We start from the raw sequence: 26,951 nt of genomic DNA, 5'->3' as shown, positions 1-26,951 counted from the left end.
CCAGCATAGCGCCGGGCATCACGGTCCATCTTGCCGGGTGCGGCGGCTGGGCTCAGTGCGTGATCGGTGCCCAGGCGCGCGGCTGGCGCAACACCACCATCAACGTGGCCAGCAGCAGCACCAGCAGGACCGCTGGCAGCCAGCGTTCGCCGACGGTTTCCAGCATCACGCCGCCGAGAATGCCCGCCAGCGCGATCGCCAGGTTCCAGCCGGTCACCACGAAGGATTGCGCGATGTCCCCGGCCTCGTCCGCACGGCGCGCCACCGCGGTCTGGAACAGCGTGGGAACGCCACCGAAGGATATGCCCCACACCACCGTCCCGATCACCAGCACCCACGGCGAGCCGGGCCACAGGCCGAACGCCACTGCCGAGAGTGCGAAGGCCACGGTGCTTGCGATCACCAGCGCGCGCAGCCAGCGATCCACCAGCAGTCCGGTGATCCAGATGCCGACCAGCGCGGCCACCCCGAACACCAGCAACAGGCGATCCAGCCACGCCGCCGCGCCGGACAGCGACGCGAACGGCTCGATGTAGGTGTAGAGCACGTTGTGCGCCAACACGTAGAGGAACATCGTCATCAGCGCGGTGCGCATGCCGCGCAGGCGCAGCACGTTGCCCAACGGCTGCTGGGCCGCCGCGCCCGGGGCTGGCAACGGCGGCAGCGCCAGCCGCGCCCACACCAGCAGGCCCACGCTGAGCAGCGACATCAACCCGAACGCCCAGCGCCAGCCGATGGTCTGGCCGAGCAGCGTACCGGCCGGGATGCCCAGCGACAGCGCCAGCGGCGTGCCGACCATCGCCACCGCGATCGCCCGGCCCTGCAGCTGCGGCACCACCATGCGGCTGGCGTACCCCGCCACCAGCGACCACAGCAGGCCCGCGCTGATGCCGGCGCAGAAGCGTGCGACCAGCATCAGGCCGTAGTGATGTGTCATCGCGGTGATGGTATTGACCACCACGAAACCGGCGATCGCGGTGAGCAGCAGCGGGCGGCGTGGCCAACGCCGCGTCAATGCGGTCATCGGCAGTGCGGCAACCAGCGAGCCCAGGGCGTAGATGGTGACCAGCTGCCCGACCAGCGCGCGGCTCACGCCGAGATCGGCGCTCATCGGTGACAGCAGGCCCGCCGGCAATGCCTCGGTGAGGATGGTGATGAAGCCCGCGCAGGCCAGCGCCAGCAGACCGCCGAAAGGCAATCGGGTGGCCGCGTTGGGCAGGGGCACGGCGCTGGTATCGACCGCGTGACCGCTCATGGGTGCACCCGGGTGGGGGCCGCATCCAGCGCGACAGTGGAACCGCTGACGTCAGGGAAGAAAGACATGGAGGCGCCGTAAGTGGGGGGAGCGCCACCGTAGGGGCTGAGCCGCTGGGGAAACAGCGGGTCAGCGCTCCGTACATTCCGGACTGCCAGCTCCGCAATCGCGGTCATGCTCCCCCGGCTGCCTCACACAGCAGGCCAACGGGTCACGTGAGGGTGACGGGGATCGCCGCCCCGCGCGTCAGTGTGCACCCGCACCATGCACGAACTGCAGCGTCAACGACTTGCCCACCGGAACCGACTGCCATTGCGCGGTCAATTCAAGGATCTTCCCGCGAACCGCTTCGATATCCGCTGCCAGTACCTCCAGCGGAGCGCAGTGACGCGCGGTGCAGGTCACCTGATACAGATCCAGCATGTCCGCCGCAGCCGTGCTCCAGCCCGACCAGCCATCGGCCTGGAACACCTCCACCAGCCGCTCCACGCCATCGCTTTCAGAATCGGCCTGCATCTGGAATGACGCCGCCTCACCTTCCAGCACGCGACCGATGAACCCGCGCTTGTGGAGCACACTTTCGACAGCGAAGTGGACCATGTCGTGGGGAATGATGCCCTGCTTGGGGCACTCGATACTTTCGGCTATATGCCCGTCGCGGATCAGGTCCATCCGGTCGTGCTTTCCAGACCCCTTGGTAAATACGAGTTGCATGACGTCCCCTGACGCTGAGCAGGCCCCACAGCAGGGCTGACGGATGGTCGCGTGCGGCGCGGATGCGCGTCAATCGGGCCACTGGTGGCCACCGGCCACCTGCGATCCTCACTGTTGCAGCAGCATCGCACCACGCCTGTCCCCGCAGGCCATGACGCCCGCTACAGTGAAGGCTCTTTTCCTGTGTGCCCGCCCATGTCAGCCCTGGACAACCTCGGCAACCTGCAGACCTTCGTGCAGGTCGCCGACACCCGCAGCTTCGTCGAGACCGGCCGCATGCTCGGCATCTCCGCCTCGGCCGCCGGCAAGACCGTGTCGCGTCTGGAGCAGGCACTCGGCGTGCGGTTGTTCCATCGCAGCACCCGCAGCGTCACCCTCACCGCCGAGGGAGAGCGCTTCCTGGTCCGATGCCGGCGCATCCTGGATGAGCGTGACGCCGCCCGTGACGAGCTGGTCCAGCAGACCGAGGCACCCACGGGGGTGCTGCGGGTCAGCCTGCCGCTGGTCGGCGACATCTCGCTGCCGCTGCTCACCGAGTTCATGGCGGCTTATCCCGGCATCCGCCTGGAGCTGGATTTCGATGACCGGCTGGTGGATGTGATCGAGGAAGGCTTCGACGCCGTGCTGCGGGTCAGCGAGCCCACCGACTCGCGCCTCAGCGCCCGGCAGCTCGGCGTGTTCCCGCGCTACCTGGTCGCTTCGCCAGACTACCTCGCCCGGCGCGGTACGCCGCGTGTGCCCGAGGACCTCCTGCACCACGACTGCCTGCACTACCGCTTCCCCAGCAGCGGCAAGCTGGAGCCGTGGCCGCTGCCGCAGACGCCAGGCGCTGCGCCACTGGCACTGCCGGTCTCGATGGTCAGCAATACGATCGAAGCGCGGCTGGCCTTCGCGCTGGCCGGGCGCGGCATCGCCTACATCCCCGAGCACTCGGTGCGCGAGGCACTGGCCGACGGTCGGCTGCAGCGGGTGATGGCCGAGCGCATCCATGCCTGCGGCACCTTCTACCTGCTCTGGCCCTCCGGCCGCCATGTGCTGCCCAAGCTGCGGGTCTTCATCGATTTCATCAGCGCGCGGCTGACCGGCGTGAGCTGCTGAGCAGGCGGCGTTCATCGCCCTGCCGCTGCGCGGTTCTATACTGCACGCGCGGCAGCCAGCCGCCTTTGTTGCCGAGGTAGGCCTACATGCGCCATTGATGCCGCCGTCGTCTGACGGCCCGTCTCCACCCGCCTGTTCCGCAGGAGGGGAGTCTTTGGCATCCAATGGAGGTCGCATGACCGCATTCGCTCTCACGCTCGACCGCGTGACGCATACCTTGCCCGACGGCCGGGTTCTGTTTTCCGAACTGTCCGCCGCGTTCGACGGCACCCCGACCGGTCTGGTCGGACGCAACGGCGTGGGCAAAAGCGTGCTCGCACGCTTGCTCAGCGGCGATCTCGCGCCCACCTCCGGCCGCATCCTGCGCAGTGGGCCGGTGCACCTGCTCACCCAGCACAGCGGCGTACCCGAGGACCGCATTGCCGACCTGGCCGGGGTCGGTGCGGTGCTCGATGCCCTGCTCCGCATCGAAGCCGGCAGCGTCGATCCGGACGATTTCAGCTGCGTGGGTGAGCGCTGGGATCTGCGCGAGCAGCTGCAGGCACAGTGGCACCTGCTCGGGCTGCCCGCGCTCGATCCCCTGCAGCCGGCGGCGACGCTCAGCGGTGGCCAGGCGATGCAGGTCGCACTGGCCGGTGCGTTCCTGTCCGGTGCCGAGGGGCTGATCCTGGATGAACCCAGCAACCATCTCGATGCCGACCATCGCGAGCGCCTGATCGACGCGCTGCAGCGCTGGCACGGCGGCCTGATCGTGATCAGCCACGACCGCACGCTGCTGCGCCACATGGCGCGCATCGTCGAATTGACGCCCAGCGGACTGCGCCAATACGGCGGCAACTACGATCTCTACGCCGATCAGAAACACGGCGAGCGGCGCAGCGCCCAGGCCGAGCTGGCCCTGCGCAAGCGCGAGCGCCGCCAGCAGCAGACCGAGCTGCGCGATCAGCGCGAGAAGATGGCGCATCGGCAGGCGCGCGCTACACGCGATGCACGCACCGCCAACCAGGCACCGATCCTGCTCGGTGGCATGAAGAACCGCAGCGAGCACACTGCCGGCCGCTGGCAGGCACAGCAGAACGAGCGCCGTACCGAACTGGATGCGCGCGTGCGCGAGGCTGCCGGCGAGGTGGAGCAGGACATCGAGATCGCCCTGCTCGCCCCGGTGATCCAACAGCCCGGGCCGCAGCGCGCGGCCGAGCTCATCGCCGCCGAGCTGCCATGGGTGCAAGCGCCCTGGAACACGCTGGATCTCACCGTGCAGCGCGGCCAGCGGATCGGCGTGCAGGGCCGCAACGGCAGCGGCAAATCCACGCTGCTGCGGCTGCTCGCCGGCACACTGGCACCGCTCTCGGGGCAGGTCGAGGTAGCGGCCAGCGTCGCCCTGCTCGACCAGTCACTCACGCTGCTGCCGGGCGACGCCTCGGCCTTGTCACTGCTGCAGCGCGCGCATCCGTTGGCCGACGAAGGCACGCTGCGCACGCAGCTGGCCCTGCTCGGCCTGGATGCCGAGCGCAGCCTGCGGCCGTTGGCCACGCTCAGCGGTGGCGAACGCTTGAAAGCGGCGCTGGCATCGGTGCTGTACGCCCGGACGCCGCCGCAGCTGCTGCTGCTCGACGAACCCGGCAATCACCTCGACCTGCCCTCGCTGGGCGCGCTGGAGCAGATGCTCGGTCAGTACACCGGCACGTTGATGATCGTCTCGCACGATAGCGCGCTGCTGGAGGCGGTGGGCCTGACCCACACCCTGCGCGCAACCGATGCGGGGTGGCGGCTGACGCCGGTGTAACGCCGCGCGGCTACGTGCGCGCCCACGCCGGAAACGCATCCGGCAGCAGCTGCCACAGCAGCGGCCCGGCACGCAGTTCCTCATCGTTGAGCAGGCAGGCATCCAGCTCGGCGCGCACCGCGGGTTCGTCCATCGCCACCCCGATCACCGCCAGCTCCTGGCGGCGGTCGCCCCACCAGGGATGCCACAGTTTACGCATCGCCTGGTACTCGCCGGCATCGCCGACCTGTTCCACGCTCGGCATCGGCGCGGTCCAGCACGCCGCCTGCTGGCGGGCCCAGCCGATATCCGTATAGGGCACGCGCGTGGGCGGCAGCAGCGGCGAGGTGTTTTCCAGACCGGCCTCCATGCGCTCGCGCGAGGCATACCAGAAGCCGGCAGCCGAGGTCTGGGTGGCGGCACCGACGCTGGAGAGCTCGCCCACCCAGTCCATGCGGTTGGCCAGCCAGAAGAAACCCTTGCTGCGGATCACACTGCCCAGCCCGGTCTCCAGCAGCCGTGCGAAACGCTGCGGGTGGAACGGCCGGCGCGAGCGGTAGACGAAGCTGGTGATGCCGTACTCCTCGGTCTCGGGCGTGTGCTGGCCACGCAGCGCCTGCATCCAGCCCGGCGCCAACTGCGCTTTGACGAAATCGTAGCGGCCGGTATCAAGCACCTCGTGCAGCGGCACATTGCCCTGCTCGGACAGCACCAGCCGCGCATCGCGGTTCATCGCACGCAGCACGGCGAGCGTGGACTGCAGCGTGTCATCGTCGATCAGATCGCACTTGCTCACCACGAGCACGTTGGCGAACTCGATCTGCTCGGCAAGCAGATTCACCACACCGCGGTCGTCGTCCTCGCCGGCCTGCTGGCCGCGGTCGATCAGCCGGTCACTTGAGCCGAAGTCGTGCAGGAACCGCGCGCCATCGACCACCGTCACCAGCGTATCCAGCCGCGCGATGTCGCTGAGGCTGAAGCCATCCTCATCGCGCACCGAGAAGGTTGCCGCGACCGGCATCGGCTCGGCGATCCCGGTCGACTCGATCAGCAGGTAGTCGTAGCGCCCCTCCGCCGCGAGCCGGCGCACCTCCTGCAGCAGGTCATCGCGCAGCGTGCAGCAGATGCAGCCGTTGCTGAACTCCACCAGCGTCTCCTCGGTGCGGCTCAACGCAGCGCCACCCTCGCGCACCAGCTGCGCATCAACGTTTATCTCGCTCATGTCGTTGACGATCACCGCGACCCGGCGGCCCTCGCGGTTGCGCAGCAGCTGATTGAGCAGGGTGGTCTTGCCGGCGCCCAGGAAGCCGGACAGCACGGTCACCGGCAGACGCGAATCAAAGGAGGCAGAGGCAGTCATGGCAGAGCAGGTCAGGAAGGGGAATGAAATGTTACTATATAACATTCACTGACCAAGGCCCCCACGCCCCATGAAGCGATCCTCTGCCCTGTTGGATGCCGGCGCCATTGCGCTTTCCGGCCTATGCCTGCTGCACTGCCTGGCCCTGCCGCTGCTCGCGGCGATGCTCCCGCTGATGGGCGTGTGGGCCCAGGCCGAGTGGGTGCATGCCCTGTTCGTGGCCATCGCCGCGCCGGTGACCGGCTTCGCGTTGTGGCGCGCCCACCGCCAGCATCGCCTGCCCGTGCTGGCGATGGCCGGCGCGGCGATCGGACTCCTGTTGCTGCTGGCCGGCGCCATGGGATGGCCGAGCCACGACGCCGAGACCCCGATGACCGTGGTCGGCAGCCTGCTGCTGGCCAGCACGCATGTGTGGAATGCCTGGCGGCGGCACCGGCATTGAGCGGACGGCCCGGCTCAGTGCTTGAACATCATCCCGACCAGGAACAGCACCAGCGGCGCCGCGCTGAGCACCGCACCGACGATGCCCAGCCACGGCCAGCGCTCCTGACGGACGCGCGAGCCGACCGTGGCGATCAGGCCCACGGCTGCTGAAGCAAGTACGCCGATCGAGACGCCGGTGGTGCTGGCGCCGGCGGTGACCCCGTGGTTGGCGGCCGTGGCGATATGCGCGGCGGCCGCCCCGACGGGAAGGCCGAGGAAGCTGACCAGGCCAAGCAGCGGTAGCCGTTGAGCCGACATGGGTGCGACAGACGATGGGCGCGGCGCTTGCGGAGAATCTGGCGGCACGAGGGGTCTCCTGAGAATCGCGTCACCGTACACCATTGCCTGCCGGCGACGGGGCACGGGGCACGGGGCACGGGGCACGGGGCACGCAGACGGCATCTTTTCACGCCGTGTTGGACAATGCTCCCACACCCGCCGCCAAGGATCTGCCATGCGTGTACTGCCCAGCCTGCTCTTCCTGTCGCCGCTGCTGTTGACCGGCTGCGGCAAGGACAACAGCGCCGGCGTGTTCTCCTCCGATCCGATGCTCGGCTGCTATGCCACCCACGCGCGCAAGCCCGCCGAATTCCGCATCGAGCAGCAGAGCGGCCAGTACTACGTGTCCTTCAACCGCGATGAGCAATGGCAGCGCGATGCCACGCCGCTGCAGGAATCCAGCCGCGCGGAGATCGCCCAGTTCTTCCGCGACGATGCCGACCAGATCAACAAAGCGCTGGTCCGCCCCGGTGGCGGCTTCGGCATCTTCAAGTTCAACCCGGGCGCCACGCTCAAGGGCAAGGCCAAGGACAGCGACTACATGGCGCTGGTGCTGATCGGCGCCGGCCCGGTCTTTCCGGTGAAGTGCCCCTGATGGGCAAGGTTTCCGGATCCCGCCCACCGGGCCACTGATACAGGCGGCAACCGCCCGCCCGCACCGGTGGCCCGGTCCGCGACACCCATCCCCAACATCCCCGCCCGCGGTCGTACACAGGCGGGAACCCCATCCCCATCCCCATCTCCAACCCTCAGCCTGGCTCCTCCGGCTCCCGGCGACCGCGGTGGATCGAGCTGTAGGGCCATTGCGTGGCATCCCGCACGTGCCCGTGCTTGACCGGGTTGTGGTGCACATAGGCCACGTGCCGTTGCAGGTCCTCGGCGTCAACGATCCGGTGCTCGCGGAAGCCGTTGTGCCATAGGGGCCGCAGGCTGCGGTCCCGCCGCAGCTGCAGCCGCGGATCAACCATCGGCAGCTGCCTGTCGAAGATCGCCTGGACCTGCGCCCAACGGCGATGCCCCTCCTCATCGCCCTCCGGCAATGTCCACACCCCATGCAGATGGTCCGGCAGCACCACGATCGCGTTGATCCGGAACGGCCGCGCCTGCTGCGCCACCCGGAACGCCAGCCGCAGGGTCTGCGCCTGTTCCACCAGCAGGCTGCTGCTGCGATCGCGCAGGTGCGCGCTGAAGAAGTAGGCGGTGCCGGTAGGCCAGAGGAGGTGGTCGTAGGACATGGCCAAAGTATCCAAAGCTGCCGGCCGCACCGCGATCAGCGCACTCCCCGTGCGCACCTCGGACACCAGCGCATGCGCGGGTCGGACTCCCGGTCATGAACCGGTCGCATGAGGGCCGGCCAGGGGCATCTCAGGTACGATGCCCACCCCTGACTGACATGCCGCCTGGCGTCTGCGCCGCGGCCCTGGATCCCGTGCCCCATTACACCGGCCCCCTGCTGACCCGCCCGCTCGCCGAGAGCCTGACCCGCGCCCGCGATGCCGGCACCGGTGAATGGACCGGTTCGCTCGACCTCGGCCGCTCCACCGGCACCGCCACGCTGGCGGCCGACCACTGGCAGTGGAAGGGCGAGACCTACGCCTATCCCGGCAAGACCAAGGACCGCACCCTGTACTACTGGGACGGCGAGGAGTTCCTGGCCATCTCGCGCTTCGGCTCGGCGCTGATCAAGCTGGTGCCGACCGACTGGGACGCACCGACCTTCGGGATCGACGGCATCAAGATGCTGCCCAGCGCGCAGGTCTCCCCGTTCGAGGATGCCCGCCGCAAGGTCGCGCTGATCGCGCCGGCCGGCAAGACGGTGCTGGATACCTGTGGCGGCCTGGGCTACTTCGCGGCATGCTGCCTGGAAGGCGGCGTCTCGCGTATCCGCTCGTTCGAGAAGAACCCGGATGTGCTGTGGCTGCGCACCCTCAACCCGTGGTCGCCCGATCCGGACGCGGAGAGCAGCGGCGGCCGGCTGGCGCTGAGCCAGGGTGACGTGTCGCAGGAGATCGAAGGGCTGGAGACCGCCTCGGTGGACGCGATCCTGCATGATCCGCCGCGCTTCGGCATCGCCGGCGAGCTGTACTCACAGGTGTTCTACGACCAGCTGGCGCGTGTCATCCGCAAGGGCGGCCGGATGTTCCATTACACCGGAGCGCCGAACAAGCTGACCAGCGGCCGCGATGTGCCGCGCGAGGTCGCCAAGCGTTTGGAAAAGGCAGGCTTCAAGGCCGAGCTGGCAATGGATGGGGTACTCGCGGTCAAGCGCTGAGCGAGGTGATGGTCAACTGCCGCGTGGCAGTTTGGCCGCCCACATGTTGTCGACAAGATTGGGATAGCGCCGCCCGTTTTCCTCGGCGCGCTGACGTGCCGCATCCTTCTGCGCCTCGGAGAGCGGCTGCGACTTCTTGTTCCCATTGGGACTGGGTTTCTTCCAGGGCGGTGTCTGGGTCTGGCGCATGGGCGGTCTCGTGTGGACTGGCGCTACAGTTTTGCTGCGCGGGGACAGCGTACAAGAACGCCCGGCACGTGAGTTCAACGTGCCGGGCGCGTACAGCGCATAACGACCTGCGACTTACTTCTTCAGGAAGTCCAACAGTGCTTTGTTGAACGCATCGGCGTGGCTGGCATTGCAGCCGTGCGGTGCGTCCTTCAGCACCACCACCTCACTGCCCGCGATGGCCGCATGCGTGCGCTTGCCCGAGCCCTCGAACGGGACCGTGCCATCACTGTCACCGTGCAGCACCAGGGTCGGCACCGTCACCTTCTTGAGGTCGTCGCGGAAGTCGGTCGTACCGAAGGCCTTCATGCAGCCCAGCGCCGCGGTCTGGTCGGACTGCTGGCAGAGCTTGATGGCGGCTTGGCGCTCTTCCTCACTGACCTTGAGCTCGCCGTTGGCGCTGAAGAAATCCTTGGTGAAGCCATCGAAGAACGTGTCGCGGTCCTTCTCCAGGCCTTTGCGCATTTCATCGGCCTTTTCCTGGGTCAGCGGGCCCTCGGGGTTATCGCTGGTCTTGAGCATGTACGGCGGCACCGCCGAGGCGAACACCACGCTGTGCAGGCGCGATTCACCGTGCTTGGCGACATAGCGCGCCACTTCTCCACCGCCCATCGAGAAGCCCACCAGGGTGGCGTCCTTCAGATCGAGATCCTCGAGGACACCGGCCAGATCATCGGCGAGTGTGTCGTACTCGTAGCCATCGGCCGGCTTATCCGAGCGACCGAAACCACGGCGGTCGTAGGCCACCACGCGGTAGCCCGCATCGCGCAGCGCGGGGACCTGGGCCTTCCACGATTCGGCCGACAGCGGCCAGCCATGGATCAGCACCACCGGGCGGCCGGTACCACCGGAATCTTCAACGTGCAGGCGAACGCGGGAAGCAGCCATGGGAACTCCTTGGAGCGATGGGGAAAGGAGGTTCGATCCTAGGCAGGGGGGGTTTGGTGAGCTGTGAAAGAAATCGGCAGGGCGCTGACGTGGCGTGCACAGGGCTGACTGATACCCACCGGTGCGTTCAGCGGTGCGAAGCTGGCATCACTCGGCCACGATCTCAGCCTCTGAGACGCCAGCGGACGATAGTTGCCATGGGGCATCGTCGACGCTGGGAACCGGTACATGGACTGTCATGAGATCACACCGGAGGCTGCGCATCGTGTGGAACCCAGCGCGTCCGGAAACGCCTGCTGTGGGCTGGCACTTACGTTGTTGTTGCATGGCCTTGGTGCGCATCCTGCAGCCCATGCGGCATTGCGTGCTGCCCTGCGGCAGAGGCCGGAGAGCGAGTGCTGTGCCAGCTGCGCGCTGTTGCGTGGCCATGACAACCCATAGATGCGTGCCGGCGACGTGGCCGGCGGAGCCATGGCTCGCCGCGCAGGTCGTCCATTACTAATTACATAGTTGACACGACCGATCCGTCGGGCGCACGATGCGGCCATCAACTAACGAACCAGTAGATAGCCATGGCCCGCCCCGTATCGCCTGCCCTGACCGACGCCGAACGCCGCATTCTGGAGGTGCTCTGGAAGAAGAAGGAGGCGTCCGTGCGCGAGGTCGCCGACGAGCTGTCCAAGAAGAAGCCGGTCGCCTATACGACCGTGCTGACCATGTTCAAGGTGCTGGACAAGAAAGGCCTGGTCCACCATCGCAGCGAGGGTCGCGCCTTCATCTACAGCGCCGCGATCACCCGCAGCGAGGCGCGCAAACAGGCGTTGGAGAATCTGCTCAAGTCCTTCTTCAACGATTCGCCCAGCGTGCTGGCCCAGCACCTGATCGATGAGCACGACATGGACGCTGACGAGCTCAAAGCGCTGCAGCAACGCGTGGACGACGCATCTCCTTCGAGGACGCCCAAATGACCGTGCATTGGACCCAGGCCCTGGCAACGATGGCCGCGCAACATCTCTGGCAGAGTGCCCTGCTGTTCGCACTTGCGGCCTTGGTGCTGGGGCGCAGCCGGCTCAGTGCGGAAGCGCGCTCCTGGGCGCTCTGCGTGGCCTTTGTGCTGGCCGCGGCGTCACCGCTGTTGGTCCTGCTGCCTCGCACCGCGCCGACGACTGTTGAGGTCACGCAGCAGGCCGTACTGCCCTCACCCACTGGGGCTCCAGTGGCGGTTGCCGCGCAGAAAGTGGACGGCATCACCAACACGATCCCCGCCTCCACCACGCCGACGCTGCTGCACGGCGCCGTGCTGATCTGGCTGCTCGGCACGCTATGGGGTCTGACCCGCTTGGGCCAAGGCGCATGGCAAGCGCGTCGCCTGCATCGCAGCGCGCGGCATTCGCCCCAGCACGAAGCGCTGCTGGGTGGAGAACTGCCTGCGGGTGCCAGCATTGCACTATCCGATATCGCCCCGGGCCCGATGGTGGTTGGCCTGTGGTCGCCGCACATTCTGGTGCCGACCACGATGGCATCCACCCTGCCCCCGGCCGCGCTGCGTGATCTGCTGCTGCATGAAGCCGCGCATGTTCGTCGGCATGATCTGTGGATCACGGCTGCACAGCGTGCACTGCTCGCTGTGTACTGGTGGAGCCCGTTCCTGCGCCTGCTGGGCCGTCGGCTGGATCTCGCCCGCGAGATGGCTTGCGATGAACGGGCGGCCCTGCGCACCGGGAGTGGCCGCGGCTATGCCGATTCCCTCCTAGCCGGTATCGCCGGCCTGACGACACAGCGCAGGCGCAGCGCGCCACTGGCCGTCGGTATGTCTGCCACCCGCAGTGGCTTGAGCCAGCGCATCGATGGGCTGCTGCGTCTGGACACGCGCTCGGCCCGCCGGACAACGCGCTTCGGCTGGGGCGCGCTGTGTGCGGTTGCGCTGGTCGCGCATGTTGGTGTCACCGTGGCCGCTACGCCGCGGTTGGGCAAAACGATCATCGTTGCAGAGAACGAAACCGCCACCACGTCGCGCACCGTCTCGCCGCACGCCGAGCAGCTGCTCAGCGCGGCCAGCAAAGGCGACATCTCCCGCGTGCAACAGCTGGTCAAGACGGGTGTTGCCGTGGACACGCAGGTCAGTGGCGACGGCACCGCGTTGATCATCGCCGCCAAGCAAGGCGAACTGGCGATGGTCGACGCCCTGCTCGTGCTAGGCGCGCAGCCCGACCTGGCCTCGCGCGGCGATGGCAATCCGCTGATCGCTGCGGCACGTCGCGGTCATCTGCCGGTCGTCGAGCGCCTGGTCGGCGCCGGGGCCGACGTCAACCGCATCGTCGCCTTGGACGAAACCCCGCTGATCAACGCTGCACGCTCCGGCGATGTAGAGACCGTGGCCTATCTGGTCGAGCACGGTGCCGACGTCAACCTGGGCGTGGTGGCCGATTTCGGGCAGTGGCGCTCGCCGCTGAATCAGGCACGCAACGATCGCGTCCGTGAGTACCTCACCCAGCGTGGTGCGGTCGCCGGCAGACGGTGAGCGGACGCATTGCCCAAGGTTGACGCTGATCGGTGCGATAGCCTCCGCCGCCATCGCCCGCCACTCAATACTGCCTTTCGCTGAACCGTATTGCCCCTCTCTGCGGCGTGCACGCGCGCCTGTCTTTCGCGCATCGCTCCTTCATGAGGTATCGCATGGCTTACGCATCCACTCCGCAGGCATCCCTACACTCGCGAACCCGCAGCGTTCAGATTGGCCTGCTGCGCGCGTCGCTGTGTGCCGCGCTGGTACTGCTGCTTGCCGGCCCCGCATCGGCGGCGGACCGCGAAGACGCAGCGATCCGCACGGCGCTCGCCTCCGGCCTGCGCCCCACCGTGGTGCCAGCCGATACCGCGCTGCCGCACTGGTCGCTGCAGCAACGCATGGCCCAGCACCATGTGCCCGGTGTGGCCATCGCCGTTCTACGGGATGGCAAGCTCGTGCACAGCGCCGGCTACGGGACGCGCGAGATGGGCACGCAGGCTGCCGTGAATGCCGACACGTTGTTCTCGGTCGGCTCGGTCAGCAAGGTGGTTACGGCCGCCACATCACTGCGCTTGGTGGCCGATGGCACCCTCGCACTGGACCAGGACATCGCGAGTTATCTGCGCAGCTGGAAAGTGCCTGTTACCCAGGCAGTACCGGCACCGAGGCTGACTCTGCGCATGTTGATGTCGCACACCGCCGGGCTGGGCGTGCACGGCTTCGCCGACTACCTGCCCGGCGAACCGTTGCCCACCTTGCTGCAGACATTGGACGGCATCGCTCCGGCCAAGAACAAACCCGTACGTCTGATCCATACACCCGGCGAACGGGGCGATTACTCTGGTGGCGGCGTGATGGTCGAACAACTCGTGCTCGAAGATGTTACCGGCCAGCCGCTGGACACGCTCGCACGCAGGCAGGTCTTCGAGCCACTGCAGATGCAGCGCAGTCGTTTCACCGATCCGCCGGCCACCACCGACAACATTGCCAAAGCGCATGACAGCGAGGGCAAGCCCACCGCCCTGCCGCGCGGCTGGCAATCCTTCCCCGAACAGGGCGCCTCGGGCCTGTGGACCAGCGCCAACGACCTGGCGGCGTTCGTCGCCGCCCTGACCGCCAGCTACCGCGGCCAAAGCAACCTCCTGCCGCAACCCATTGCGACTGACATGATGACCGAGGTCTCGCCGAGCTGGCACGGTCTTAGCCCGCGTCTGGACGGTGCCGGGCAGACCCGGATCTTCCACCATGGTGGCTCCAACGACAGCTACCGGGCGTGGATCGAGGGATATCTGGAGACGGGTGACGGCTTCGTCATTCTTACCAACGGTGAGAACGGTGCTGCGCTGGCGAAGGAGATCCGCAATGCGCTGTCCGATGCGATTGGGCGTGGGGTGAATCCTGCCGTGCGCACGGTTGCGCTGGACCTTCATGAACCGCGATATGCGGACTATGCCGGGGTCTTCGAACACGATGAGAACGTGCCGATGGCGCAGCGCCGCGCGTTGGCGGACATCTTCGACATCCCGACGCTGGAGGTGAAGGTGGCTGATGGGGAGGTGCGCGTGGGTGTGGCGGGGACGAAACGCGATGGGCGCGTGCTGCCAGTGTCGCCGAATCGTTTTGTGTCACCGGATATCGATGGACTGGAGATCGAGTTCCATCGGGATGCGTTCGGGAAGGTGGAGGCGTTGAGTGTGGTGTTTGGGGAGGGGCGGGGGTATTACGTGCGGAGGAAGCTAGCAACGCAGTAGCCACCGGATCGACTCCTATCTGTCAGGGCAATCGCAACCACTCCATTCATTGGCCCAATGTATTGCGATACGCTGGCTCTATCGAATCAAAGATTCGCATTGGAGTTGGTTACGCCATGGTGGAGCACTGGACAGACAGTGAGCTGGAAGCAGCAGTGGATGCTTACCTCGTTATGTTGACCGATGAGTTGAATGGCCGCCGCGTCGTCAAGGCACACGCCTATCGCGAGCTGTCTGAGAAAGTCGGGAGGAACGCTAAGGCGTGGGAGTTCCGCATGCAGAACATTTCCTACGTTCTGGATGGTCTGGGCCTGCGATGGGTTGAAGGACTGAAGCCGGCCAGGAATGTGGGAAATGACGTTGCGGCGCGTTTGATCAAGCTAATCGACGTACGTCGATTTCCGCCACAGGTGGACACGCCCACCCTGGATCAGGTAACTCAAGACGCAGAGACACAGGGCGCGTTTGATCCAGGAAGTGCTTCAGATCAGCGTAGGCGCGTGCTCGCGAGCATTGTCCGCCGACGCGGTCAGCCCGCATTTCGTACTGCGTTGATCAAGGCATATACCGGACGCTGTGCCGTCACAGGGTGTGACGTACTGGATGCACTCGAAGCCGCGCACATCTTTCCGTACTTGGATGGCGAGACAAACGCAGTAAGCAATGGGCTACTACTCAGGGCAGACATCCATACATTGTTCGACCTTCGTCTGATTGCCGTTGACCCTGATGCGCGCACGGTTCTAATCGCCCCTAGCTTGCGCGCCTCAACCTATGCGTCGCTGGAGGGTGTTTCGCTGGCGACTCCAGCAGCAGCCGTTGACCGTGTTAGCCCGCACGCGCTGATTTATCACCGAGCGAAGTGCGATTGGTAATCGACCAATCAATGGTCCGAAGGTGAAGATCCGAAGACGCCGCCCGGTGAAATCCTCACCGGGCGGGCCTCTCGGAGTCTCTTGTTACAGCGCAATCCGTGCAACAGACTCTTCGCTGCCCTTCGGCTCGCTGTCACCGTTCTTGACGGTCACGTACAGCACGTTCTTCTTGGCGTCCAGCGCCAAGCTGTTCGGGTGCGTCGGCACCGCGTACGTCCCCACCTGCTTGTAGGTGTCGCTGTTGTACGCGGTCACCGTGCCACCATCGCGGTTGGTCACGTACAGGCGCTTGCGCGGTGCGTCCAGCAGGATGCCCAGCGGGCCGGCGTCGGTAGGGATGCTGGCCAACTCCTTGCCGGTGGTACGGTCCAGCACCAGCACACGCTGGCCCGGGTGCTTCGATTCGAAGCCCGAGCTGCTGGCCTGGTACTTGCGGATCATTTCCGAGCCCTGGTCGGTCACGAACAGACGCTTGCCAGCCGGATCCAGCGCGATGTTCATCGGCTGCTCCGCACTGACCTTGAAGCGCTGCTCGACCTTGCCGCTGTCGGTGCCGACGGTAACAAGCTCAGCCAGCAGGTTGGAGGTGTACACGCGCTTGGCCTTGGCATCCAACGCCAGACCGGGCGCCTTGGCATTGCCCAGGCCCGGAATGGTGTTGATGACCTTCAGCGACTGCGTATCCACTACGAACAGCACGCTGCCCTCGCCCGAGTGCCCGGTGACGTACAGCCGCTTGTTGGCGGCATCGACGACCAGCTCGCGCAGATCGTGGGTGTAGGCGGCCTTGCCATCCTTGCCGACCTTCTTTTCCATCAGCTGCACGATGCCGACGGACTTGTTCGTGGCGGTGTCGACCACGGTGACCGAGGTATCGACGGTGTTGCCGACGTAGAGGCGGTTGTTGGCGTCGTCCAGCACCACACCGAACGCCTTGCGCTCCAGCGGGATGGCGGTTTCCACGGCCAGGGTATCCGGATTCAGGCGCAGGACCTGGGAAGGACCGGCAGCGTCACCGAAACCGCCCGAGGAGGCGACGAACACGGCGTTCTGCTTGGGGCTGAAGGCCAGCTCATAGAGACCCTGGGCGACGGCTTTGCGCTGAACGGCGGTGGTGCTGGCGGACGCGTTGGTCTGGTCAGCGGCGAACGCGGACGGGGCGCCAAGGGTCAGGGAGATGGCGAAGGCCAGAGCGGCCGAGCGGATTACGGAATTGCGGAACATGCGAGCTTCCTTGAAGGGGCACGGGAGGGTGTCCTGGCTCGCTGGGCCGTACATGTGACGGCCGGCCCCGCATCTGTCTGCGCTGGGTGGGCTGGCTGGGTAGCGGGGGCATGGTAGCAGGTGGGGGCTGACCTGCGCTGCGGCAGGTCACCCTACAGGGGGACGCGGCCACCTCCCAGCCCCCCGGCCTTGCACGGCGGGGACCGCGACCGCTCAGTGGCAGCGGTCGCCCAGCTCGGCCGTGCGCACCGCGTAGGCATCCGCCAGGCACTCGCCATCGCGGCAGGCGTTGCGTTTGTAGCGTATCCACTCGCGCTGTTCGGCGCGCAGCCCTTCACCGCCACACGGTAGCGCCTTGCGGTAGGCCCCGGCCATGCGCGCATCCATCACCGACAGCGATGCATCGCCACAGATCAGGTGCTCCACCTCGGTACTGGCACGCGCGCAATCGAAGCTGGGGGTAAAGGCATTACCGGTGGGGGGTGCTTCGGCCACGGCGCGCACGGGCACATCGCCGGCCGGCTGCGAAGCGAAGTACGCCGCCTGGGCCGCTGCCTGCGCCATGTCCGGTTCCGTACCCACCGCTGCCTCCTCGGCAGCCGGCGCGGCCGCAACCGGTGCCTCAGGCTCTGGCGGTGCCGGTGCCTCAGGCTCTGGCGGTGCCGGTGCCGGTGGCGGTGCCGGTGGCGGTGGCGGTGGCGGGGCCATCGGCTCACCGATCACGGAGCTACGCGCATTTGCCTCGCCCGGGGCCTCAATGCCCAGCACACGGGCCATTTCGGTTTCTTCCTCGCGCGTCATCGGCGCGTACATCTTCTGGCAGCGCCGCTCCTTGTACACGCTGGTCAGCAGCTGCACCTGGCCACCGGCGGTGTACTTGTAGAGCGGCACATCATCCTGGAAGCGCTGGCCCAGCATCATGAAGTAGCGCGCATTGGGTTCGCCCAGCGTCTTGGCCGCCTTGTAGGAACGCACCATGGCGTTCTGCGCTTCGGTTTCCCGTTCAAGCAGCGTGGCTGCCTTGGCGCAGCGGAAATGCTGGTACATCTCATCGTCGGCGCTGCTGCAACTGCTGGCCACCACTGCCATCAGCAACGCCAGTGCGCATGCCACCATACTCATCTTCATGCTGCTCTCCTTGTGATTTCCTGCGCCATCCGTGCCGTGCAGGGCCATCGGCCCTATACGTGCGGCCACCTACTTGCCCGCCACCACCGGAAGCTCCACCTTGCCCCTGCCAAGGCGGTAGCGAATCAGCTCGATCCCCAGTGCCGAGAGCGCGGCCGACAGACCCTTGAACAGCGCGCCATCGTCGGGCAATACCAGCACGCGGCGGCAACCGTCGCGGCCATGCACCATCAACTGGCCAATGCCCCCGTATACGCAGGTGCGGTCAGTCGAGGTCTTCACTTCATACACTTCATCCAGCGTACTGGGCGTACCCACGCCCAGGTCGACCTGCTGGTTCTTGCGCATGCTGCGCCCCTTGGGCAGGCCCTGCTGCTCGCGCCATTGCTTCAGCGCATCCACCACTTCGCCGTGGCGGGAAACGTAATCCAGGCGGCGCGCACGGCGGGCCTTTACCTGGCCCCACCATTCCTTGTAGTACTCGCCATACTCGTACAGGGTCTTCTGGAACGTCGGCGTATCAATCACGCCCTTGTCGACTGCCTCCTTGAAGCCCGCGACGGACTTCACATAGCGCAGCATCGTCGCGCTGGCATTCCGGTCGTCAATCGGCCCGACCATGATGCCGCTACGGCTCTTGCCATTAGCCGTAACAACTTCATTCAACTCCAGCTTGCTCCATGCCAGGAAGGCTTGCTTTCCCACGCCGGGCTTGCCGCCACCCACCTTGCCGGAATGGAAGAGGTAGACAGTTCCGGTATTGGCATCCCGTGCGAAGAATCCACCGATACGGGCGCTGTCTGGCGCATGCGCGGTATTGATCTCCACGGTGATGTCGACGCTGTGGCGCTCGTCGGTCCATTGGCCGAACCAGTTCAGATTCCGGCTGGCGGAGGAATCCTCCTTGCTGCTTCTACCTGACCAGAACCACCAGGCATCAAACGTCTGTACCGAGGCGCCCGGCATGTTGCCGCCAGGGTAGCCAATGGTTTTTTTCTGCTTCCCATCACTCTGCGACTTCAGTGTGGTCTCAAGCAGTTTCTGCGCAGCGGCAATTTCTGCACGCCCTTCCAGCATGATATACATCAACATCCCCTGTCATAGTGCTTGCCATGCCACCGCTGGCATGGCGCGATTTACTTCGGAGCGGATTCTATCAGCGGCGCCACGCGTTACTGCGCGCTGGGCGCGCGAACCCGACCAATGTCGAGAATCCTGATAGTGATCCTAAAGTCGCGCTCATCACTGCCGCTAACGCAGAAGCGCGGCGACGTCAGCGTCGTGCCGCGGTGTCCATAGAGTGGACAGCCAACCACTACCAGACCTGTTGAACATGGACGGGCCATCGCCCGATTGCCGCTTTGGCATTGTCGGCACCGGCGCGCAGGTGCACAGCGCCGGAACAGGAGTTGCGCAATGAACACCCTTGTCATTGTTCCGTTCGCGCCGTACGGCACCTTCTGGGCCAGTACGCGTACAAGGGCTTTGCGTACAACCTGGGCCGCCCCGTACTCTGGCCCACCATCGTGATCCCCGTGCTGGGGCAGATTTTGGGCGCCATCGTGCTGGTGGGCGTACTGATCTTCATCCTGAGCCGCCGGGGCTGAGCCATGACCCTGCGCACCATGATGATGGCCGCCTTGGCGGCCACGGTGGCACTGGGCATGGCCGGTTGCCGCAACAAGCTGGACCGGTTCCGCGTTGATTTCATCGACGGCTGCAAACAGTGCATGCGCACATCAAAATTCACCGAGACGCAGATCATCACGATCTTCAAGCAGGGCGATGCCCGGCTTGCGGTGAAGGATCTATGTCGCCAGTCCGGCATCAGCACGGCTACGTATTACTAGTGGAAGAGCAAGTACGGCGGGCTTGAGACGTCCGAGCTTCGTCGAGTCAAGGACCTCGAAGCTGAGAACGCCTAGCTCAAACGCATGTATGCGGAAATGGCGCTGGACAACGCGGCGCTGAAGGACCTGATCGCAAAAAAACTGTACGGCCGGGTCAGAAGCGTGAGGCAGTGCGTCTCCTCACCGAGGTGCACGCGCGCTCCCTGAGCCGGTCCTGCGGTTACGTGGGCTTGTCTCGTGCGGCCTGGTATGCGCCGCCACTGGACTGAACCGTGCGCGATGCGGAGTTGATCTCGGCATTGGCCAGGCTGCTCGAGGAGCGGCCCAGTCGAGGTTTCTGGAAGTGCAGCGATCAACTACGCAAGAAGCGACCGGACTGGAATCCGAAGCGGATCTATCGTGTATAAAAGGCGATGAAGCTCAACCTGAGAAGAGCGGCCAAGCGCCGTCTGCTAGAGCGCAAGCGGGTGTCGCTGTATGTTCCCAGGCATCCAAATACGGTCTGGTCCATGGACTTCATGAGTGACGCGTTGGCCTGTGGCAAACGATTCCGAACGTTCAATGTGGTCAACGACTTCAACCGCGAGGTGCTGCATATTGAGGTGGATACATCACTCAACTCTGGTCGCTTGGTGCGCGCGTTCGAGCAGCTCAAACGTGATCACGGATTACTGCAAGTTCTACGGTCGGACAATGGCCCTGAGTTGCTGGGCGAAGCATTCACCCAGTGGGCCAAACTCAGCGGCGTGGCGCTGCGATACATACAACCTGGCAAGCCCAACCAGAACGCCTTCATCGAAAGCTTCAACCGCGCGTTCCGTGAGGAGGTGCTGGACCAGCACCTCTTCGCACGTATTGAGGACGTACGTGACGCAGCGCATTGGTGGATGATCGATTACAACGAGATTCGTCCACATGACTCGCTCAGCGGCATGAGCCCCGTCGAGTACCGTACCGCTCACGCCAGAAGCTCTACTTTAGAAATGTCTGCTTGACGGGGGAGCTTACGGACTGGCAGCGAGTGGAAACGACCACTCGCAAACTGATGCGGCGTTACGAATCGTGGGATTGACCCCGGCCCATCGCCTGACCCTCATCTTGAGAAGCCAGGCTGCCGCCAGTTGGCCACCCTTGCCGCACGGCATCCAACATGGATCGACAAGGCAGCCCCGACCATGGGGATGCCTGCTGTCGGCGATTCCTGCCTACTTACGCAGCAACTCGGCCCGATGGTAGTTGAGGTACTGGACTTGCGCCGCCGAAAACGGCACGCGCGGAATCTTCTGAGTAACATCCCACTTCAACCGTACCGCCTCTGGCAATTGCTTGCTGAGAATAAGCCCGCCATCGTCCTCAAAGGAGATGTAGCCACGGTCGAAAAGTCGATCGATGTGGGGAGCCAACAGCAGTCCATTGTTGCCATCGAGACGCTCGCTGTTCTCGCTCTTTGCCCATGGCTTGATGTGGCTAGCGATCAAGAACTTGGCGTCGCTCGTGCCCGTAACGCGGCAAGCCTTCTCAATATCGCTCAACTTCTTTCGGTAGATGCCTTGGCCCTTTCTGGCCATGATTAGCTGTGCCTTCTGGGTCTCGCCAATGTTCCTATCTTCTTTGAGCTCCTTGAGCGGTACCTCGTCTTGCCAGTCACCGAGGTCATCGATATCGACATTGAGCAGCCCCAGAAGTACTGCAGCCATCGCTTCGGGCACAGGGAACAGATAGGCCTGATTGGCCTTACCGTCTGCCTTTAGTGGTGAATACTTCCCCGGGAGGTGCAGCCCAATCTGTTCCATGTGGTCGCTCACGTTAAGTGGCGCATCCACTAGATGATAGTCGACTGGAACGGCCCAGCCATCATTGCGCCACTTGTTGTTCGTCGCCTTGAAATCCTCGGGGCGATCTTTCGCGTAATGCACGCCGTTGACGATCGCGATGGCCTGGATGCGGGCGTTGGCAAATGCAAAGACCACATCAGCTGGCTGTACTTGAGTCATGTGCTCATAGAAGGGATTCGCGTCGCCCTTCACGTTGGTCTTCGGTGACCACAGGTAACCCGCCTTAACAGCCCGATCAAACGTCTGCTTCTGGTTCACCCACCAGTACGCCACCCTTGCTTCCCCTGTCTCATCTGATTGATGAGGCCTATCGGCCTCGAGACGGGATAGTACCTTTCAGTGTCGCAATCAGCACGCTTTCGGTGAGCAAGATTAAGGCGGGCTCTGTGAGTATGCGTTCATACCTGGGTACGCTCGCCCCATCGCTAACAACTCAACCTACATCGCGTCCCCCTCCCCTTCTCTCACCGCTCGCAATGCTCATGAGCAATTGGACTTCTTGCATGCGCGGTGCCGCGGAGAAGATCAATAGATGGAGATCGAACTACACAATTGAGATCTAGAGGTCAGGCCACAAGTCCGGCCGCGGAAGAATCGAGCTGGCAAATGGGCATGCATTTTAGGTTTTCCAACCACAGCAGCGAGACGGTTCGACCAAGGGAGAGGATCACACTAATCCCAGGCGATATGCCGCGAGAGCTGTAGGGAGAACCGGATTAGGTCCGCAGAGTAGCGTTGACACAACTTAGGATTCGGGGTAAATCACTGAGACAACATTAGCGCAGTCGTGCCATTCATTTAGGGGGATGACACTTGGCAAACACTACTGAACGCAAAGAGAAGCTCTCAATCTATTTAATGAAGGAAGGGAGCTTTACGGCGGACGAATTCGTCAAACCTGAGCTGTCTGGGCAAAAGTACACATTCAACATCCCGGGGATTGATTCAATTCTCTACGTAAAGCGGGAATCGCCCGCACACGCTCCGATTTGGACACGCATATTCACCGAACATCCTGATGGACCAATAGTTGAATTTGGGAAAAGCAGCAACGTGGGCGCTGTTCTTTACGCAAATCTAGATGGAAGAAGCTTCCTAATTTCTTTTGGCACCGGATTCCACCTTATCAATGGAGAACTTACCGAGAGGGATTTCGGGCTGCGCGTAACCCTAAACGCAGTTGATCCAGAAAAGCTAAGAAGCCTTGACAAGGCCAGCTATGACGATAATCCACTGAACTCCAGGACACAAAGCTCTCTTGAGGTGGACATTTTTGATCTCCAGGCGAACACTGAATCGGACCTAGTTTATGCAGTTACTGGCGCCTGCAAAGTTCCGTTACTCGGCACACATATTACTGGTCGAGATGCGCTTACGCTCATGGTGGAGACAAAACTAGACGGCATTCCGAAGATACTAGCAAAGACACTAGAGTTATTTAAATCACCCCTACCCATCGCTTATTCGTGGATAGACAACGTCGCAAAAGTAAGGGATCCAGACACAATCAAGATTTTGGACCTCCTTCTTGATGATGAAATCTCGAAAACGGGAGGGAATAGCGTATGGCTAGGAGAGCCTGAAATTGTCAATTGGGAAACAAATTCAGGCTACTCTTTTGACATGTACCCAAGCAGTCCTCGCCACCAGACTCTCTGCATTGATGATCTCCGCGAATACTTAGATTCAAGATCAATTGAATTTAGCCTCGAAGCAATCAAAAGCATCAGCATACATATAAATGACGAAAATTATAGATCAACTCAGAGCTGGCCTGCCTACAGATGCATTCACGCAGAAATAGCAAATGGCAACGATAGATTTATAATTAGAAATGGCTCGTGGTTCAGGATCGAGGCTGACTTCATTGCGGAAATAGACAAGCGACTCGCCAACGCAAAAGTCCTCCCCAGCTACCTGCCCTCATACTCATACGCCAACGAGGGTGAATACAACTTACAAGTCTCTAAGACAGTAGCAAACATTCATTTAATGGATAAGAATAATGTAAAAACAGGCGGCCCATACGACAAAATTGAATTTTGCGACCTGATCGTCGGGAGCGATAACTTTGTCCACGTCAAGTACTACAGATCATCCGCAACGCTTAGCCACCTGTTTTCGCAGGGAGCGGTGGCTGCAGAGGCATTCCTGAAGGATGAAGATTTTCGTAAAAAATTAAACTTAAAACTACCAACCCATATCGCACTAGTAGACGCAGCAATACGCCCTAATCCGAGCGCTTACACCATCACCTATGCAATAGCCACGTCGAAGACTTTACCTAGCGAGCTACCGTTCTTTTCCAAGGTCACACTAAAGAACGCGATTTCTCACCTTGACGCACTTGGGTTCAATGTTGCATTGACGAGCATTCCACTAGACCCCTCTCTGGGCAAAACGAAGAAATTCAAACCCAAAGTGATCAGGAAAAAGAGATGAAAAATTCTGCGGACATAGAAATCGTTAGAACTTCGTTACACATAAAAAGAGGGCGGCCAATGGCCGCCCTTTTCGCATCAACTAAATGACCAGATCAAACCCCAACAGGATTAGCCTTCTCAGGATCAATCTTGTACTGCTTGATCGCCCGGGCCACATCCTTACCCGTCATCTTCCCTTCCTTCGCCAGCGCCGCAATCGCGGCATGCGCGATGTAGTACCGGTCAACCTCGAAGAAGCGACGCAGGTTGGCACGCGTGTCCGAACGGCCAAAGCCATCGGTACCCAGCACCGTGTACGACATCGGCACGAACGAGCGGATCTGGTCCGCGTACGCACGCACGTAGTCGGTGGCGGCAATCGCCGGGCCCTGGCGGCCTTCCAGCAGCTCGGTCACGAACGCCTTGCGCTGCTCGCCTTCCGGGCGGAAGCGGTTGTAACGCTCCACGTCGAAGCCGTCGCGGCGCAGTTCGTTGAAGCTCGGGCAGCTCCAGATGTCGGCGGTCACGCCGAAGTCCTTGTCCAGCAGCTCGGCCGCAGCAATGGCTTCGCGCAGGATGGTGCCCGAACCCAGCAGCTGCACGCGCAGCTCGCCCTTCTTCGGCTTGCCGGCGTCGGTCAGCAGGTACATGCCCTTGACGATGCCGTCAGCCGCGCCTTCCGGCATTTCCGGGTGGGTATAGTTTTCGTTCATCAGCGTGATGTAGTAGTACTCATCAATCTGATCTTCCATCATGGCCTTGGTGCCGTGCTGCAGGATCACCGTCACTTCGAAGCCGAAGGTCGGGTCATAGCTGCGCACGTTCGGAATGCCACCGGCCACGATATGGCTGAAGCCATCTTCGTGCTGCAGGCCTTCACCGTTCAGCGTGGTGCGGCCGGCGGTGCCGCCCAGCAGGAAGCCACGGGTGCGCATGTCGGCGGCCTGCCAGGCAAGGTCGCCCACGCGCTGGAAGCCGAACATGCTGTAGTAGATGTAGAACGGCAGCATCGGCACGTTGCTGACCGAGTAGCTGGTACCGGCCGCCATCCACGAGGCGATGGCGCCCGGCTCGCTGATGCCCTGCTGCAGCACCTGGCCGCTCTGGTCTTCGCGGTAGAACATGAGCTGGTCGGCATCGACCGGCTTGTACTTCTGGCCGAACGGCGCGTAGATGCCGATCTGGCGGAACAGGCCTTCCATGCCGAAGGTACGGGCTTCGTCGGCCACGATCGGCACGATGTGCGGGCCCAGTTCCTTGTCGCGCAGGGTGATGTTCAGGCTCTGCACGAAGGCCATGGTGGTGGAGTAGCTGCGCTCGCCGCTGCTCTTGAGCAGGCGCTCGTAGCTTGCCAGCTTGGGGGCGTTGAAGCTCTTTTCGGCCTTGCGGCGGCGCTGCGGCAGGTAACCACCCAGGGCAGCGCGGCGTTCCTGCAGGTACTTCACTTCCGGCGAATCCGGGCCCGGGTGGTAGAACGGCACCTGGCCGTCGGCCAGCTGGGCGTCGGTCACCGGGATGTTGAAGCGGTCGCGGAAGTGGCGAACAGCGTCGTCATCCAGCTTCTTGGTCTGGTGGGTCGGGTTCAGTGCTTCACCCGCGCTGCCCATGCCGTAGCCCTTGACCGTCTTGGCCAGGATCACGGTGGGCATGCCCTTGGTGTTCACCGCTTCGTGGTACGCGGCATACACCTTGTGCGGGTCGTGGCCGCCACGGTTGAGACGCCAGATGTCGTCGTCGCTCAGGCCGGCGACCATCGCAGCGGTTTCCGGGTACTTGCCGAAGAAATGCTCGCGGGTATACGCGCCGCCGAAGGCCTTGCAGTTCTGGTATTCGCCGTCGACGGTTTCCATCATCAGCTTGCGCAGGACGCCGTTGGTGTCCTTGGCCAGCAGGGCATCCCAGTAACCGCCCCACAGCAGCTTGATGACATTCCAGCCGCCGCCACGGAAGACGCCTTCCAGTTCCTGGATGATCTTGCCGTTGCCACGCACCGGGCCGTCGAGGCGCTGCAGGTTGCAGTTGACCACGAAGATCAGGTTGTCCAGGCCTTCGCGGCCGGCCAGCGCGATCGCGCCGAGGGTTTCCGGCTCATCGCTCTCGCCGTCGCCGATGAAGCACCACACCTTGCGATCGGACTTCTCGATCAGGCCACGGTTTTCCAGGTAGCGCAGGAACTGCGCCTGGTAGATCGCGGCGAGCGGGCCCAGGCCCATCGAGACGGTCGGGGTCTGCCAGTAATCGGGCATCAGCCACGGGTGCGGGTAGCTGGAGAGGCCACCGCCGTCCACTTCCATGCGGAACTTGTCCAGCTGGGCTTCGTCGATGCGGCCTTCCAGGAAGGAACGCGCATAGATGCCCGGGGCGCTGTGGCCCTGGATGAAGAGCAGGTCGCCCGGGTGGTTGTCGCTCGGGGCGCGCCAGAAGTGGTTGAAGCCCACGTCATACAGCGTGGCGCCGGAGGCGAAGGAGGCGATGTGGCCGCCCAGGTCACCCGGCTTGCGGTTGGCGCGCACGACGGTCGCCATCGCGTTCCAGCGGATGATGGAACGAATGCGCCATTCCAGTTCGGCGTTGCCCGGGCTCTTGGCCTCCAGGGTCGGCGCGATGGTGTTCACGTACTCGGTGGTGGGAGAGAACGGCAGGTAAGCACCCGAACGACGGGTCAGTTCCACCATGCCTTCCAACAGCTGATGCGCGCGCTCGGGGCCCTCGACATCAATAACGGCCTTCAGCGACTCGATCCATTCCTGGGTTTCCACAGGATTCGGGTCGTTGTTCAGCACCTCGTTCAACCAGTTCATTTGCGCTCCCATGACCGCACGCACGCGCGCGACTGTTTTAGATTTCTAGCCGCAAAGTGTAGCGCACCAAGGGGTTTGCTTACCTCGCTACGGTTGCGTATGGAACCATCCAAGCGTGTCCGGAAGGACAGCCGGCGACAGCGCGCGGGCCGCGCTGGAAGGTTCCACGCTGCATTTCAGCCTGCCCGGCAGCGATGACACCGGCGCGTCAGCGGG

At 63.7% G+C, this 26,951-nt stretch carries 23 protein-coding genes and 1 pseudogene; 12 read left to right on the top strand and 12 right to left on the bottom strand.

The window, feature by feature from the left end; all coding sequences use genetic code 11:
- Window positions 1–52 precede the first annotated feature (52 nt).
- Window positions 53–1,255, bottom strand: coding sequence for an MFS transporter (locus BIZ42_RS11515; RefSeq protein WP_070426519.1), 1,203 nt, complete (start codon window positions 1,253–1,255; stop codon window positions 53–55).
- A gap of 246 nt (window positions 1,256–1,501) precedes the next feature.
- Window positions 1,502–1,927: a hypothetical protein gene (locus tag BIZ42_RS11510; protein ID WP_237393496.1), complete on the bottom strand. Its 426-nt coding sequence runs from the start codon at window positions 1,925–1,927 to the stop codon at window positions 1,502–1,504.
- Window positions 1,928–2,164: 237 nt separating this feature from the next.
- Here BIZ42_RS11510 and BIZ42_RS11505 point away from each other — a divergent pair, with 237 nt between their 5' ends.
- Together BIZ42_RS11505 and BIZ42_RS11500 are read left to right on the top strand one after the other, a co-directional pair.
- Window positions 2,165–3,067 (top strand): LysR family transcriptional regulator, encoded by a 903-nt coding sequence (locus BIZ42_RS11505; RefSeq protein ID WP_070426517.1) that lies wholly within the window; start codon window positions 2,165–2,167, stop codon window positions 3,065–3,067.
- A 175-nt stretch (window positions 3,068–3,242) separates the two neighbouring features.
- Complete coding sequence (locus BIZ42_RS11500; RefSeq protein WP_070426516.1) at window positions 3,243–4,853, top strand: ABC-F family ATP-binding cassette domain-containing protein; 1,611 nt, start codon at window positions 3,243–3,245, stop codon at window positions 4,851–4,853.
- A gap of 10 nt (window positions 4,854–4,863) precedes the next feature.
- Here the strand turns inward: BIZ42_RS11500 and BIZ42_RS11495 are convergent, their stop codons facing one another.
- A complete protein-coding gene (locus BIZ42_RS11495) occupies window positions 4,864–6,192 on the bottom strand; it encodes a GTP-binding protein (RefSeq protein ID WP_070426515.1) in 1,329 nt (442 codons plus the stop codon).
- Between the two features lie 70 nt (window positions 6,193–6,262).
- On the opposite strand from BIZ42_RS11495, the gene BIZ42_RS11490 reads away from it, so the two are divergent.
- Window positions 6,263–6,634, top strand: a complete 372-nt coding sequence (locus BIZ42_RS11490) for a MerC domain-containing protein (protein ID WP_046272885.1) — start codon at window positions 6,263–6,265, stop codon at window positions 6,632–6,634.
- A gap of 14 nt (window positions 6,635–6,648) precedes the next feature.
- Here BIZ42_RS11490 and BIZ42_RS11485 read toward each other — a convergent pair whose 3' ends face one another.
- The gene (locus tag BIZ42_RS11485) at window positions 6,649–6,933 is read right to left on the bottom strand and encodes a hypothetical protein (RefSeq protein ID WP_070426514.1); all 285 of its coding nucleotides are present in this window, start codon (window positions 6,931–6,933) and stop codon (window positions 6,649–6,651) included.
- A 196-nt stretch (window positions 6,934–7,129) separates the two neighbouring features.
- Between BIZ42_RS11485 and BIZ42_RS11480 the strand changes: the two genes are divergently transcribed.
- The gene (locus BIZ42_RS11480) at window positions 7,130–7,549 is read left to right on the top strand and encodes a hypothetical protein (RefSeq protein ID WP_019185717.1); all 420 of its coding nucleotides are present in this window, start codon (window positions 7,130–7,132) and stop codon (window positions 7,547–7,549) included.
- A gap of 154 nt (window positions 7,550–7,703) precedes the next feature.
- On the opposite strand, the gene BIZ42_RS11475 is transcribed toward BIZ42_RS11480, so the two are convergent.
- The gene (locus BIZ42_RS11475; protein WP_019185716.1) at window positions 7,704–8,189 is read right to left on the bottom strand and encodes a transposase; all 486 of its coding nucleotides are present in this window, start codon (window positions 8,187–8,189) and stop codon (window positions 7,704–7,706) included.
- Window positions 8,190–8,383: 194 nt separating this feature from the next.
- Between BIZ42_RS11475 and BIZ42_RS11470 the strand changes: the two genes are divergently transcribed.
- A complete protein-coding gene (locus BIZ42_RS11470) occupies window positions 8,384–9,226 on the top strand; it encodes an MnmC family methyltransferase (RefSeq protein ID WP_172838048.1) in 843 nt (280 codons plus the stop codon).
- Window positions 9,227–9,238: 12 nt separating this feature from the next.
- On the opposite strand, the gene BIZ42_RS19695 is transcribed toward BIZ42_RS11470, so the two are convergent.
- Window positions 9,239–9,415: a hypothetical protein gene (locus tag BIZ42_RS19695; protein ID WP_172838047.1), complete on the bottom strand. Its 177-nt coding sequence runs from the start codon at window positions 9,413–9,415 to the stop codon at window positions 9,239–9,241.
- A gap of 114 nt (window positions 9,416–9,529) precedes the next feature.
- Complete coding sequence (locus BIZ42_RS11465) at window positions 9,530–10,342, bottom strand: alpha/beta hydrolase (protein WP_070426512.1); 813 nt, start codon at window positions 10,340–10,342, stop codon at window positions 9,530–9,532.
- Between the two features lie 572 nt (window positions 10,343–10,914).
- Here BIZ42_RS11465 and BIZ42_RS11460 point away from each other — a divergent pair.
- From BIZ42_RS11460 to BIZ42_RS19315, 4 genes are all read left to right on the top strand, one after another.
- Window positions 10,915–11,310: a BlaI/MecI/CopY family transcriptional regulator gene (locus BIZ42_RS11460; protein WP_070426511.1), complete on the top strand. Its 396-nt coding sequence runs from the start codon at window positions 10,915–10,917 to the stop codon at window positions 11,308–11,310.
- Window positions 11,307–12,863 carry a M56 family metallopeptidase gene (locus BIZ42_RS11455; protein ID WP_070426510.1) on the top strand — a complete coding sequence of 519 codons (1,557 nt, stop codon included), beginning with the start codon at window positions 11,307–11,309 and terminating at the stop codon, window positions 12,861–12,863. The genes BIZ42_RS11460 and BIZ42_RS11455 overlap by 4 nt, the downstream gene beginning before the upstream one ends.
- Window positions 12,864–13,018: 155 nt before the next feature.
- Complete coding sequence (locus BIZ42_RS11450; protein WP_083279849.1) at window positions 13,019–14,599, top strand: serine hydrolase domain-containing protein; 1,581 nt, start codon at window positions 13,019–13,021, stop codon at window positions 14,597–14,599.
- A gap of 116 nt (window positions 14,600–14,715) precedes the next feature.
- Window positions 14,716–15,474, top strand: a complete 759-nt coding sequence (locus BIZ42_RS19315) for an HNH endonuclease (protein WP_083279848.1) — start codon at window positions 14,716–14,718, stop codon at window positions 15,472–15,474.
- Window positions 15,475–15,558: 84 nt separating this feature from the next.
- Here BIZ42_RS19315 and BIZ42_RS11445 read toward each other — a convergent pair whose 3' ends face one another.
- The 3 genes from BIZ42_RS11445 to BIZ42_RS11435 all read right to left on the bottom strand — a co-directional run bounded on the left by BIZ42_RS11445 (window position 15,559) and on the right by BIZ42_RS11435 (window position 18,912).
- Window positions 15,559–16,698 carry a YncE family protein gene (locus BIZ42_RS11445; protein WP_070426509.1) on the bottom strand — a complete coding sequence of 380 codons (1,140 nt, stop codon included), beginning with the start codon at window positions 16,696–16,698 and terminating at the stop codon, window positions 15,559–15,561.
- Between the two features lie 213 nt (window positions 16,699–16,911).
- Window positions 16,912–17,826 (bottom strand): lysozyme inhibitor LprI family protein, encoded by a 915-nt coding sequence (locus BIZ42_RS11440; protein ID WP_070426508.1) that lies wholly within the window; start codon window positions 17,824–17,826, stop codon window positions 16,912–16,914.
- A gap of 69 nt (window positions 17,827–17,895) precedes the next feature.
- Entirely contained in the window at window positions 17,896–18,912 is a 1,017-nt protein-coding gene (locus BIZ42_RS11435) for a hypothetical protein (protein WP_070427518.1), read from the bottom strand.
- A 323-nt stretch (window positions 18,913–19,235) separates the two neighbouring features.
- Here BIZ42_RS11435 and BIZ42_RS11430 point away from each other — a divergent pair, with 323 nt between their 5' ends.
- Both BIZ42_RS11430 and BIZ42_RS19310 read left to right on the top strand, forming a co-directional pair.
- On the top strand, window positions 19,236–19,433 hold the full coding sequence (locus BIZ42_RS11430) for a hypothetical protein (RefSeq protein WP_070426507.1): 198 nt from the start codon (window positions 19,236–19,238) through the stop codon (window positions 19,431–19,433).
- Window positions 19,434–19,556: 123 nt separating this feature from the next.
- Window positions 19,557–20,671: pseudogene (locus BIZ42_RS19310) on the top strand (IS3 family transposase).
- Window positions 20,672–20,881: 210 nt separating this feature from the next.
- On the opposite strand, the gene BIZ42_RS11415 reads toward BIZ42_RS19310, so the two are convergent.
- Entirely contained in the window at window positions 20,882–21,769 is an 888-nt protein-coding gene (locus tag BIZ42_RS11415) for an HNH endonuclease (protein WP_156785735.1), read from the bottom strand.
- A 555-nt stretch (window positions 21,770–22,324) separates the two neighbouring features.
- Here BIZ42_RS11415 and BIZ42_RS19305 point away from each other — a divergent pair.
- A complete protein-coding gene (locus tag BIZ42_RS19305; RefSeq protein ID WP_083279846.1) occupies window positions 22,325–23,953 on the top strand; it encodes a TIGR04141 family sporadically distributed protein in 1,629 nt (542 codons plus the stop codon).
- A 94-nt stretch (window positions 23,954–24,047) separates the two neighbouring features.
- Here BIZ42_RS19305 and aceE read toward each other — a convergent pair whose 3' ends face one another.
- On the bottom strand, window positions 24,048–26,735 hold the full coding sequence (aceE, locus tag BIZ42_RS11410; protein ID WP_070426504.1) for a pyruvate dehydrogenase (acetyl-transferring), homodimeric type: 2,688 nt from the start codon (window positions 26,733–26,735) through the stop codon (window positions 24,048–24,050).
- Between the last annotated feature and the right edge of the window lie 216 nt (window positions 26,736–26,951).

It is taken from the genome of Stenotrophomonas sp. LM091 (assembly GCF_001806305.1).
In the GTDB taxonomy this organism is placed as follows: Bacteria; Pseudomonadota; Gammaproteobacteria; order Xanthomonadales; family Xanthomonadaceae; genus Stenotrophomonas; species Stenotrophomonas bentonitica_A.
The sequence above is the reverse complement of the archived record's forward strand: the minus strand, read 5'-3'. Positions and strand labels throughout refer to the sequence as shown.